This window comes from Legionella longbeachae (assembly GCF_004283175.1).
Taxonomy (GTDB): domain Bacteria; phylum Pseudomonadota; class Gammaproteobacteria; order Legionellales; family Legionellaceae; genus Legionella; species Legionella longbeachae.
This window is the reverse complement of the sequence record NZ_RXNW01000013.1, coordinates 100,917-112,830: the sequence shown is the minus strand read 5'-3', so window position 1 is coordinate 112,830 and position 11,914 is coordinate 100,917. Positions and strand designations below refer to the sequence as shown.

Below are 11,914 nucleotides of genomic sequence, written 5' to 3'. Positions count from 1 at the left end.
CTACTCAATGTCCTATTTATAGCATGTTTAATCACTGTACCTATTAAGTTGAAAAATTTTGACTCGATTATAGGTTTTCAACGGAAGATTTCCGCTTAATGCCAATGCATTTTTCATAACGAGATCAAGTATTATCTTTCGCAAATTTGATAAATTACTAGGGTTATCTTCTTTTATTGTCAAGTTAGGCCCTGGCTAATTGACTGTTCCTCTCCATAAGTAAGATAATATCTGCAATAAAGTTCGTGGTAATTGGTTCAGTCAATGTGGCACGATTTTCCTGACGGGATGTGACTTCAATAGCTTACTCGCGAGTTTTGTAATCCATACTCACTTTTAATGTAGGGACACAATATGAAAAAATGCTACTTCATGAATAAGATATTCTTTGTGTTATGGGCTTTTCTCTCTATATCCATAGCGATGGCTGCTACTGCAAGTCCTTTATGGACATTTGAGCCCATAACTGACACTAATTTAACCATCATTGGAAACAGTAAACAAATAGTAAAATATACAGTCACCAACCACTCAAAAAGAACTCATACTTTGATAATGACTCCCATACCAGGCATAAGTCAAATAACAAGCACTGGATATTGTGCCAATGTTTTTACACTAGGCTATAAGCAATCTTGCATTTTAGGTTTGTATGTTGATGGAATGAAGTTGAAAGGTAATATTGTGAGCGGACCACAAGTATGTCAACGAAATAATTCCCATCAATGTTATCAACCAAGTGCGGAAAACTCTCTTAATATAAAAAACATCCAGTCATTATGTGATACGAATTTATGTACAGAGAAACTTTCAGTATTTAGTGGAGAGAAATCAACTTTTGATAATTACTTTACTATCGTCAATGGTTATCATGTTGGGACACAAGAATATCAAGAATACTTGCCCCAAAATGTTGCTTTTATTCCAAAAAACATGGAATCTCCAGCTTACATTAAATTATCAGCGATCCCTTCCGCTGATTTTCCATGCATAGGAAGAGGTTATGTAGATCCAAACAATCGGGCTATAGTATCTACAGGAACATGCACATACACATCAGGAGCTTTTTATTCATATCGTAAAGGTTTTTATGTTAATAAGGACTCTCAAGGAAAAACTATTCATCATGGTGGTATAGAGATTAGACTAAGAATTGATAAAGATGATCCTAATCTAACAATGGACCAGCTTTATCAAAAAGGAGCATGGCCTGCCGTATGGATGATGTCACCTTATATAGATGATACATTTCGCTTTAATTCAGAACCATTTATACCAAAAAATCTTTGGCCATCTGCTATGGAAATTGATATTTTGGAACTAATCAACGGCGGATGGACTGCAACCACCCCTATTATTGGATCAATACATTATGGTTATTTAGCAAATGAAACAGCAACCTCATGGAATTATATTAATAATATAGGTGATTATGACAGACAAATAGTGCCTCTATATCCAGTCGCAGATTCATCTAACTGGCATAACTATGGGTTCACGTGGGAGAGAAAAGAAGGGACCTCAGTTACTAGTTATATTCTCAGTTGGTACTATGATGGCATCAAATACACGTCTCTAACTATAACTCGTAAGAAAAGCGAGACAACAGGTAACATGATTTTTAGTGCAGAAAGAGAAGTTAATGGAGAGCAGCAACTAATATGGTGTACAAGCTCTAGCCCAAGATGTTGTACCGTGGAGTCAAACAGATGCAATCTAGCTTTAAATGTACCTATGCCTTTGACAGAGGCGGAAGTTATGTTCGACTCTTTAACAAATGGGTTTAACAATGGTTATTATTTGAACGTTAATCTTGCTGCAGGTGGCGAAGGGATAGGTGTGTATGACCCAAGTATACCTGGTTTTCCTCCCCCTAGTTTTGGACGGGCAAATATGCAAATTAGCCATATCAATCGTTTTGTAATTGGGTATTGATTATAACGCAAAAGGCTAAGGTTTGGATTAATCTGTAGGCAACTACTAACGATTGATCCGAATTATCTACTGGGACTTCAATTTAATGGAATTTCGCGGGCATCATTTTAGGGTTTAATTAAATTGTAGTTGCTTAGATGAGTTTAATTCTTCTTTTACTGCGCTGTTAAAGAGAGCGGGCATTTGTTCATGGATTTGTTCGATCAGCGCTTCATCTGTTTTTTCATTGTTTTCAAATAATATTATTTCATGGGAAGGTTTCTCAAAAAATTTATCCATCTCCTTGGCATATTGTGGGCTTACTTTACTTTCTTTATTTTGAAATCGACTGTTGATAAAATTTTCTCGTAGTCTTGGTGGGGCATCAATCATTACAAATTTAAGCTCGGGTATAGCATTTAATAATTTAAGTCGGTTTTTATCGAGATACATGGCTTGCGAAATAACAAAACTCTGTGTCGGAGTTTTTTCCTTTTGTGTCTTGATAATATCAATCAAGACATTGACAAATTCATCAATCATTTCTGAAGTCATTTGCTCATCTTCAATTAAACAGTCTAGCATCCTTGGTGTAATGTGTTTATCGCCATCGATATGGAGGATGTTTAGCTGTTCGAGTAGCCTTCCTATGTAACTTTTTCCTGATCCAGTTTTACCAAATAAAAAATAGATGGTCATTGTTTGCAACCGAGTAATAAACATTTTAGCGAGTAACATACATTAAAATAATAAAAATGTGTATTTTATTTTTATTGACCAATCGTTGACTCAGCTATCGTCAGCATTAAGAGTACTGAAAATGAGCGTTTCTCAAAATAATTAGTTGCTTTAATATAAATTAAGTAAATTGATTTTAGGTGACCAATGCCCCCGAAGAAATCGTACAAGTCAACATTATTACTCGATCTTGATGAAACAACATTTATTGCACTGGACGAGCTTGAATTTAAGAAGCATGGGAATACTTATGAGAGTATAAAGATGCTAAAGCGGATCCATTCTCGCCATACGCTTTCAAATTATATTGTAAATAGTGGTTATTATTTTTTTGTTATAAATCCTGATAAGCTCAAAACGATGATTGAAAGTATTTATGATGCAGGCGATGATATCGTTATATTTACTTCAGGATTATGGCTAAGGCCAGTACTTTCTATTATTTCCCAATTATGCAATTTATCAGAGAGAGCAAGTTATCGGTTTAACCAATCCTTATTTCTCAATCCTCAGCATGACAGTGAAAAACTGGGGATACAACAAAAAAATATAGCCACACTTTTAAAGCCTTATCGATTACATGGCCTTTTTCGCCCAGTTCCAGAACTTCGAGATACGCATTTTGTGCTACTTGATAACGATAGAAACCATATAGCTTCTTGTGGGAGCTGTTTTTATCTTGATGGGGTTATTGCTACTACAGATGAAGATGATATGAGTTTTTATGAAAAAGTTCTTGAGAAAATGGAATTAGCTCACAATGAGGGGGCAAGGCGTTCTCCATCATCACCCTGTTATTATTATCCAGAAGTTATTTTAAAAACAATGATTCAATTAGGGATTCAAGAGATGGAAGAGGAAAAAGCCAAAATGGACATCTATTTTCAGCAATCTTAGAGCAGCTTGCTGATTCGACTATTTTTATTAAGTAAATTGACTGATTAACGGAAGTCTGTTTGATATTTTTTACGCTGGTATTTATTGTACAGGAACCATTTGCATAAGGAGTATTAGAGATGAGCGATGCATCTTATTGGGTGTATATGTTGCTTTGTGAAAACAATTCTTATTATACAGGTTATACTAATAATCTTGGAAAACGCTACCAATCTCATGTTGACGGAACCGGTGGATGTAAGTACACGCGTAGTTTTAAACCACTAAAAATTGCTCAGTTTTGGGAAATTAAAGAAGGTAAATTAAAAGCAATGAACGTTGAGCGTTACATTAAAAAATTATCGCGTATAGATAAAGATAAAATTGTTCATAATCCCAATTTACTGGATGTAAATTAAACCAGGCTCTTTTTCAAGAGAGATAATAGGTATTTTTTAAAAAAATTTGGGATACATTCTCTGAGCATAAGTTTAATGTAGCTAGTTTATCGACAATAGATGAGCTGATTTTTATTCTTTTGTCTCACAAAAAGTATACCTCATGCAAAATTGGAATAAGGGTTTAAAAACAGTATTGTGAGCATGAAATGGGTATCAAATTAGTAGGTTTTCATCGATAAAATAGATATGTGAGCATTCTTTTTAAAGTTGTATTTTAAATACATCTTTATTATAATACCTGATATAACTACCGGAAAGGAGCGTATCATGTCAGCAATCCATAAGCCTGCAAAAACCTTCAGTGATAGATTTGCCTATGGTCTTGTGAAGTTTTTTCGATTTTTTGCGGACACATTTTTTCAGAGACGTTATGGAAATCGCGCTATAGTGCTAGAAACAGTAGCTGCGGTTCCTGGCATGGTTGGAGCTGCTTTATTGCATTTACGCTGCTTAAGAAAAATCAAAAATGATGAGGGTTGGATTAAAACTTTATTGGATGAAGCGGAAAATGAACGAATGCATTTGATTACTTTTATGTATATTGCCAAGCCTAATTGGTTTGAACGATTTATTATTTTTATAGCACAAGCTATTTTCGTAATTTTATATTTTTTAATGTATGTTATTTCTTCAAAAACAGCCCATCGCTTTGTTGGTTATCTTGAAGAAGAAGCTGTTATCAGCTATACCCATTATTTACAAGAATTGGATGAAGGGCATATTGAAAATTGTCCAGCACCTGAAATTGCTAAAAGTTATTGGGGATTGTCTTCCAATGCACAATTACGAGACGTCCTATTAGCAGTACGTAAGGATGAGGAGGATCATAGGGATGTAAACCATCAATTGGCCGACAAACTGGCAAACGAGCGCACCCTTTTAATCAACCTTGAATTAGAACTAGCTCCTGATAAAACAAATAGTGAATTAAAAATTATCAATAACAAAAAATAAAAGGCGCATCATGAAATCCGAATACAGTGAGTTAATGTGCTATAAACAGATCGAAATTGACAGCAATGGAAAATTAAAGTTTTTTCTGGAAAAGCACAGTACCAAAGAAGGAACTTGGGGCTGGCTTTCTCTAATAGAGGGAGCCATTGATTTTGTATTCCTAAATGGCCAGGGGCAAGAGTTGTCACGTACCCGAATCGATAAACAGCATCCTCAAATACTGATTCCCCCTGCAGCATGGCATAAAATTATTCCTGTTAGTGAGCCATTTCATGCAAACCTTGAGTTTTATTGTATGCCCCAACGTTATTTTAATAAAAAATATGGATTGGGTGCTGCGCACAGTGATTTGGTATATGTTTATCAGACTTATTTGCGTCATTTACAAGGCTTAACGATTCTTGATGTAGGCTGTGGTTCAGGTAGAAATTTGTTGTATTTAACAAAAATGGGCCATAAGGTTACTGGGATTGATTACAACCAATCGGCATTGCAGACAATTCAAGATATAGTGCAAAAAGAAGTCCTGTCTGGGGTCGATTGTATATTGCATGATTTAAATCACCCCTTAAAGCTTAAACCAGATTGCTTTGATTTCATGATTGCAACAGTCACTTTGCAATTTTTAGAAGCGCAACGCGTTCCTGTATTGTTAGGGGAGCTTCAAGAGATGACCAATAAAAATGGTTATCATTTTTTAGTTTTTCCTATTCAATCAGATCTTTATTCACTCCCGGGTTCCTTCACTTTTTTACCGAAAAAAGAGGAACTTTATCATCTGTATCAAGACTGGGGGTGGTCTATACTTGAATATAAAGAAACAGTAGGCCATCTGCATAAGCAAGATGAACAGGGAAGGCCAATATCTGGTTTGTTTGGTTTTTTGTTCGCGCAAAAACTCTAACCTATAAAAGCAATAAGATTTTTTTTAAGAAGCGTTTTAAATTCGGTGTAGCGATTACCCGCTTCTCGTATCACCTTTAGTTTATGCTCCTTGCGTACTTAATTAGCAAGGGGTTTATCCTGAAACGTAAGTAGAGAACGAGCATTAATCCATTTAAATAATCTTCAAGAATTATGAGTCCATGTTTGTGGTTCCAAAGGAACAACCAGGGTGTATTGAACAACACACCCAAATAAATTTAAAAATAATTTTTCTTGCTGATGGGGCTTTTCAGTCCATCGTAAGTGATGTATTTTATGGACATCATTTTAAAGCAATTAAACGATGTTTCATGGAGTGAAACAATGATTCAAAATAAAAGGGCAATATCAGAATATTCACAATCAGGTAATGATCCAGTCGCTTTAGTTTTAAAATGGATTTTATTGTTCACTGCTCTTGTATGTTTTGTTGTATTGATATGGGGCACTTATAAAACCTACCAACTTGCTCCACCTTTACCTCAACAATTTCAAACCCAATCAGGCCAGGTCATCATGACTGAAGAGGATATTGTTGCAGGCAAAGCTGGATTTCAACGTGCAGATTTGATGGATTATGGAAGTCTTTATGGTATGGGATCTTATTTTGGAGAAGATTATACTGCAAAATATTTACTACGGTTAGGTCGCCTTATTGAAGAAAAAACATCCCAACTGAATTATGGTAGATCTTTTATTGATTTGCCTGAGGAAAAAAAATACTTAGTAAGAAGGAACATGCAGCACGAGTTACAAAATATCCAATTAAATAAACCCATTAGTATTTTTTCTCAGCCTGTTGCAGATTCAGTTCTACAACTCAAACAGGAAATTGCATTTACTTTAATGAATCATGATGCAAAGAAAGGGTGGACTAAAGCGTATAGCCTGAATAATCAAAGTGCTTTGCAAACAGCAGATTTCCTTATTTACTCTTCATTGACTACTATTGCTCATCGACCTGGACAAAACAGCTCCTACACTAATAACTGGCCTTATGAGCCTACTATGGGAAATACCCCAACGCCATCTACTTTTTACTGGACCTGGGTCTCATTCTGTTTCGTCTTTTTGGGTTTTGGTGCTGTTTTATATATTTATCATCGCTATCTTGCTGCTCCTGATAATGCTCCTAAGACACCGCTTTTTATGACTTTTAAACCGTTGACATCAAGTCAACGCAAAGTGGGGCAGTATTTTATGATAGTTGCGCTTGTATTGCTCCTTCAGATTGGTGTAGGAGCTATTATGGCGCATTATTATTCTGAACGTACAGGTTTTTACGGTATTCAGATTAATGATTATTTACCCTTTAATTTTTTACGCGACGTTCATATACAAACGCCTATTGTCTGGATTGCTCTTTCTTGGATCAGCGCTGCAGTATTTATGACGCCAATTATTAGCAAGAAAGAGGCGAAGGGCCAGGGTTTTTTAGTCAGTGCTTTATTTTGGGTTACTCTTTTTATAGTTGGTGGGGCTATTATTGGTGATTACTTAGGGATTATGGGATATATCGATCAGTACTGGTTTTGGCTTGGTAATCAAGGACTTTCTTATTTGCAGCTTGGACGCTTATGGCAAATTGGATTTTGCCTGGGGTTATTTCTTTGGAGTGTTATCGTTTTTCGTGGCATGTGGCCTGGTTATAAAGAGATTAAAGAAGCAACCATACAATTTTGGACTGGGCGTATTCGGTTGGAGCATCTTTTTTGGGCCAGTACGGCTAATGTCGCTGTCTTGTATTGTTTTGGAATGATTCCATTAACAGGCATTGAAAAGTCGTTTACCATTACTGATTTTTGGCGTTGGTGGGTTGTTCATCTTTGGGTTGAGCAATCGTTTGAGTTTTTTGCAGCGTGTGCAACTGCTTATCTTTTGATGGGAACAGGTTTGGTCTCAAGAGTACTTGCGGAGCGAACCATGTACTTTGAAACTATCCTTATTTTTTTAGGAGGGGTTATTGGCACAGGACACCATTGGTACTGGACAGGTACCCCTGATATCTGGGTACCCCTTGGTTCAATGTTTTCCTTTATTGAGGTTTTGCCTTTAGTTCTACTCATTATTGATGCAATTGAGCATCGACAATTGATTAAACGCCAAGGTGATTTTACCTATAATTTGGCCTACCTTTATATCTTGGGAGCTTCTTTTTGGAATTTTGTTGGCGCCGGAGTATTTGGTGGTGGGACACTGAATGCCCCGTTGGTTAATTATTATGAACATGGAACTTTTTTAACGCTTAACCATGCTCATACAGCATTGTTCGGAGCTTTTGGTCTACTTGGTCTTGGCCTAATTTATTTTTGCTTGCGTTATGCCGCTGGTGATCGTATATCGTGGAGTGATCGCTTGGGCACATGGGCATTTTGGCTCTATAACATCGGCCTTTTATTATGGATCGTACTCAATTTTTTCCCTATAGGATGGTCTCAATTAATGGATGTTTATGAGCATGGTTTTGCCCATTCAAGAAGCATCGAATTTTATGACACAACCCTTTTGTGGCAATGGTTACGATTACCTGGAGATGTAGTTTTTGCTCTGGGGGCATTTGTTATGACTTTTGATTTTATTCGTAATTTAGGGCCTTTTTTCCCTAGGATACTAAAAAATCGCTGTAGCAAAGACGCATAATTGTTGTCAAATTAAAGAGAACAAAGTTCGATTGGAAGAAGAAACTTTTTGATAAATCAAAAGTGTCCACAGATAGTTATTTTGGGCTAATTCGAGCTAGCTGTTAGCATATGTTAATAATGCCTTAATGATTTGTGGTTAAAATATGGCCTTAAAATACAGTAATTGACCTGGTTTGATGCCTAGATCATTAAGGATGCAGCGTGAATAAAACTCTAACTTTGTCTCTTTTTATTATTTTTGAATTATTCTGTTTTCAAGCAAACGCGCAAAAAATAATTAAACTCAGCCCTAACGAAACCAAGTTACTCGCAAATAACACTCTTTGGACATTAAATGCTACGTGCGTTGTGCAAAGCATACATCCAAAGAACAGTAAAATTAAAATCAATATACTAAAAAATAGCGGCATTATTAATGGGAAAAAACTCTCTACTGGTCAAGGTACTTTAATTCAAGTTAACAGCAACAGTACTTTATCGGTGAGTGCTGAATCAGGTACACAAATCAACCTTATCAATTTAGGAACGGATGAGTTACAAGCAGTTTGTTCTACATAAATAGGGCTGTAAATAGAAATGCATTCCAGAAGGCCAATGTTAGTTTTATCTATTTAGCGAATAACCGAATTATTGTTTTCGTGCTCAAAACTTTCTGTTTGTTCACGGGCCTTTTTTTGCATTTCTTTAAAAAAGAGTTGATAACCAACACAATCACGTAGTTTCACTAGGCTGTTTTTACTTGCTTTCGCGAGTTTATTGCATTGATCTAAAACTGGATCCAAATTCGCTATGGCTAATTTCTCATAATAGTCATTAATTATCTTGTCATCCATAATACTTAACGCCAGTTTACCAAATTCATTTGCTCTGGCATCGCTAGCCAGTCCTGCGTGATTATCCTCATTTTTTTCATTTAGATCATGTATGGATCGAATAAGAGTCCATTTATTGGTAGGGTACGTAGGAGAACTGGAATGAAAAAAGCCTAGGCTAGTTGGGGTAACAGCTCTTTCATGATCAATTGTAGTAAAAACCAATCGTTCTCCGTCATTGCGGACAATCATATTTGCAAGTTTGGTATCTGATTGTTTGCCAAGAATGTGATCTGTTATGAGTGTCTCCTCGAGTCCTACTACCTTTTTATTTTTTAATTCCCCTGTTTTTCCTTCACGTACAAACTCCTCAACATCTTGGGTATTATCAAATTTACGAGATAAAGTATGGTATTGGAAGCCATTTCTTTTTTTTGTTTGTAAAATTAGGCACTCAGGTTGTTCTTTGCGAATTTCATGAAGTGCATTGGAAATCATTAATTCTTTTACTATATCCTCACGAGAATGGGCTCCTTTTTTGACATATATCATCCCAGTATTTTTATGTTTCACGTAAGCTGATGAAAGCGTTCCATGAGTTGGCTTGCCTATTTCTTCAAATTCGGATGATTCTTTTACGAGATCTTCACAATGAGTTATTTCCACATTAGTTTTGATTTCATGTTCCCTTTGTGTTTCATAGATTAACGTATAAGTTGTATAACCAGCAGTTAGCATAGAGATACTTTTTAGTATTTTACCAAACATTTTATATGCCTTTTTAAATATAAGCCTTATGCAACCCTCATTGTAAATGAACTTGATTGAGTGTCTATCGTTCTATATTAAATAAGGTTCAAAATAGGAGAACATTGATTTTTTTGTATGCTGTATGCTAAGGTAAACAAATGGACAAATATCGCTCGCTTGTCATGTTGTTACTTATGAGTGCTCTCTTTATTGCACCACTCAAGTTGCCAACATGTCCGAAACAAAGTATAGCTTCCCCTGGTTTTCTTTCTTTTGCGGTAACACCTTGTTCCCCACAACAAGTTGTGAGCAGTAGCTGTTTCTCTACGTCTTATTGGCTGCAAGACGAGTCTTATTTGACTTCCAAATTAATACTTCAATGCCTTATTGGACTGTTGAGTTTTTTACTTGTTTTTTCAAAATACAATACTCCATTGGATGAAATTTATCGCCCTCCTATTTGATCCTATTTTATTTTTAAATTTAAAAAATAATTTTAAGGAATCAAAATGAAAAAACTAATTTTGTCTCTATTGATGACATTTTTCTCCTATTCTACTTTTGCTTCGGGTATTGGTATTAACCCTGCAGATACGATGATGTTTATACAAAATCATAGCCCGATTTTTTATCTGGCAATTTTCTTTGGTTTGGGGATCTTACTGGCGTTTACTCCTTGTGTTTTACCTATGGTGCCCATTTTATCCAGCATCATCACTGGCCAAGGTGCTAATACTGGCTCCCAAGCTTTTAAATTGTCCCTAGGGTATGTGCTCGGGATGGCCGTTACCTATGCAATAGCAGGAATGTTGGCAGCATGGCTAGGTTCGACGGTACAAACTCTAATGCAACAGCCAATCATTATCGGAAGTTTCAGTTTGTTATTTATATTGATGGCATTATGGTTGCTGGGTGTTTTTGAGTTTCGACTACCGGCAATTGTGCGGTTTATTCCTCGTCGTTCACGACAACATGGAATGCTCTCCGCAACTTTAATGGGAGTTCTATCCACATTGGTTGTATCACCCTGTGTCACAGCTCCTTTAATTGGGATCTTAACCTATATTGCCCAGGGCAATCATGTTTTCCAAGGTGGTTTACTGTTATTTGTTTTGGCTTTGGGAATGGGACTACCTTTGTTGATTGTAGGTGCTGGATACGGTCGTATTTTGCCGGGTTCAGGTCCTTGGATGGTACGTATCAAACAAGTATTTGCCATCATGATGTTTTCTATGGCTGTTTGGTTATTAAGCCGTGTCGTACCCCAGTTTTGGATTAATTTGTTGTGGATTGTTGTTTTGCTCTTGAATGCTTGGGTTTTGGGTGCTTTTCGTCTGGAGCAAGGAATGGTTGGACGGTTGATGCAAGGTATCGCCCTATTATCTATAATGGGGGCAGGGGCGTTAATGTATCAAACATTTATACCTGCGTCTGTGATTCAATCGGTTTCGCGTTCTCCATTTACCGAGGTTCATACACTTGAAGAAGTAAATGCTAAATTAGCTGAGGCCAAGGCAAATAATGAGCGTGTTTTTATTGAGTTTTATGCTGGATGGTGCAGCGACTGTCAGGCTATGGATAAGTATGTTTTTAATCAAGCCGCAGTTATTAATGCAATGCAAGGTTTTGTAAATCTTCGTGTTGATATCAGTGAAAAGACAGATGAAGTCGCCAAAATTCGTCAAGCGTTTCATATTTATGGCATTCCGACTATGCTTTTTTATGATAAGCAAGGCCAACAGCTTACTGATTTAAGTTCAGTTGGACAGATATCCAAAGAAAAGACATTGCAATTATTCGCCCAATTCCAAAATAAATAATGTGGACTCGGGAATAAGAACGT

Annotated in this window: 11 protein-coding genes; 9 read left to right on the top strand and 2 right to left on the bottom strand. The window is 36.3% G+C overall.

Annotated elements, in window-relative coordinates; genetic code table 11:
• Positions 1–372: 372 nt before the first annotated feature.
• Entirely contained in the window at positions 373–1,935 is a 1,563-nt protein-coding gene (locus tag EKG34_RS13800; RefSeq protein ID WP_125461275.1) for a glycoside hydrolase family 16 protein, read from the top strand.
• Between the two features lie 114 nt (positions 1,936–2,049).
• Here the strand turns inward: EKG34_RS13800 and EKG34_RS13795 are convergent, their stop codons facing one another.
• Entirely contained in the window at positions 2,050–2,613 is a 564-nt protein-coding gene (locus EKG34_RS13795) for a hypothetical protein (protein ID WP_012979041.1), read from the bottom strand.
• Between the two features lie 186 nt (positions 2,614–2,799).
• Here EKG34_RS13795 and EKG34_RS13790 point away from each other — a divergent pair, with 186 nt between their 5' ends.
• The 6 genes from EKG34_RS13790 (at position 2,800) to EKG34_RS13765 (ending at position 9,067) form a co-directional block, all read left to right on the top strand.
• Positions 2,800–3,549: a hypothetical protein gene (locus tag EKG34_RS13790; RefSeq protein ID WP_003631866.1), complete on the top strand. Its 750-nt coding sequence runs from the start codon at positions 2,800–2,802 to the stop codon at positions 3,547–3,549.
• Positions 3,550–3,668: 119 nt separating this feature from the next.
• Positions 3,669–3,947 carry a GIY-YIG nuclease family protein gene (locus EKG34_RS13785; RefSeq protein ID WP_003631865.1) on the top strand — a complete coding sequence of 93 codons (279 nt, stop codon included), beginning with the start codon at positions 3,669–3,671 and terminating at the stop codon, positions 3,945–3,947.
• 309 nt (positions 3,948–4,256) lie between these two features.
• Positions 4,257–4,943 (top strand): alternative oxidase, encoded by a 687-nt coding sequence (locus tag EKG34_RS13780; RefSeq protein WP_012979042.1) that lies wholly within the window; start codon positions 4,257–4,259, stop codon positions 4,941–4,943.
• A gap of 10 nt (positions 4,944–4,953) precedes the next feature.
• Positions 4,954–5,847 carry an SAM-dependent methyltransferase TehB gene (gene tehB, locus EKG34_RS13775; RefSeq protein ID WP_080619792.1) on the top strand — a complete coding sequence of 298 codons (894 nt, stop codon included), beginning with the start codon at positions 4,954–4,956 and terminating at the stop codon, positions 5,845–5,847.
• A gap of 344 nt (positions 5,848–6,191) precedes the next feature.
• On the top strand, positions 6,192–8,507 hold the full coding sequence (locus EKG34_RS13770; protein WP_003631861.1) for a nitric-oxide reductase large subunit: 2,316 nt from the start codon (positions 6,192–6,194) through the stop codon (positions 8,505–8,507).
• A 203-nt stretch (positions 8,508–8,710) separates the two neighbouring features.
• Positions 8,711–9,067 carry a hypothetical protein gene (locus EKG34_RS13765; RefSeq protein ID WP_003631860.1) on the top strand — a complete coding sequence of 119 codons (357 nt, stop codon included), beginning with the start codon at positions 8,711–8,713 and terminating at the stop codon, positions 9,065–9,067.
• A gap of 53 nt (positions 9,068–9,120) precedes the next feature.
• On the opposite strand, the gene EKG34_RS13760 is transcribed toward EKG34_RS13765, so the two are convergent.
• Complete coding sequence (locus EKG34_RS13760) at positions 9,121–10,089, bottom strand: hypothetical protein (RefSeq protein ID WP_003631859.1); 969 nt, start codon at positions 10,087–10,089, stop codon at positions 9,121–9,123.
• 140 nt (positions 10,090–10,229) lie between these two features.
• Between EKG34_RS13760 and EKG34_RS13755 the strand changes: the two genes are divergently transcribed.
• The gene (locus tag EKG34_RS13755; RefSeq protein ID WP_003631858.1) at positions 10,230–10,535 is read left to right on the top strand and encodes a hypothetical protein; all 306 of its coding nucleotides are present in this window, start codon (positions 10,230–10,232) and stop codon (positions 10,533–10,535) included.
• Between the two features lie 45 nt (positions 10,536–10,580).
• Positions 10,581–11,891, top strand: a complete 1,311-nt coding sequence (locus EKG34_RS13750) for a protein-disulfide reductase DsbD family protein (RefSeq protein WP_003631857.1) — start codon at positions 10,581–10,583, stop codon at positions 11,889–11,891.
• The last annotated feature ends 23 nt before the right edge of the window (positions 11,892–11,914 follow it).